The sequence below is a fragment of the Bradyrhizobium sp. Ken01 genome (assembly GCF_055807355.1).
In genome coordinates this window covers 1-521 of sequence record NZ_JBVVPC010000152.1, presented here as the reverse complement: position 1 = coordinate 521, position 521 = coordinate 1, and the positions used below count along the sequence as shown (strand labels likewise).

The 521-nt window shown below is 57.6% G+C and carries 1 protein-coding gene; it reads right to left on the bottom strand.

From position 1 onward, the window contains the following. A partial coding sequence (locus tag AC0L3S_RS39140) for an IS110 family transposase (RefSeq protein WP_473285299.1) occupies positions 1-521 on the bottom strand: 521 nt, incomplete at both ends.

The following is a 521-nucleotide window of genomic DNA, read 5'->3' as shown; positions in this document are numbered from 1 at the left end:
TGCTTGGTCTTGACGCGTGGCTTGGCTAGCTTTCCGACTGGTCCTGCTCCTTTGGTGTTCAATGCACTGATCAGGACTTCGAGCTTGCGATCACAGTCGAGCATCTTTGCTTGATAAGCGTCGTAGAGCTCCAGCGATTGAGTCAACGCGAAGACATGTTCGTGGCGGTCATTGCCTACGAGTGCTGCGCGGATCGTCTCGATCGATGAATGGCAGCGCACGTCCCGATAGGTTGCTAGGACGTCGGGATTGCGTTCGCCTGCGACAATGGCTCGGATAATCCGCATGCCGGTCGCGCCGGTGATATCCGAGACAACATGATGGAGCTGCAGGTTCATCTCCATCAGGGCCTTCTGCATATGTTGGATATGGGCGGCAGCATATTCCACGAGCCGCTCGCGCTGGCGCAGATAGGCTCGCAAGGTTGCGATCTCGGCATCGGGTCGAAAGCTGCCCCGTAACAGGCCATAGGAGTGGAGCTGGCGTAACCAAGCGGCATCGCTGACATCGGTTTTGCGCCC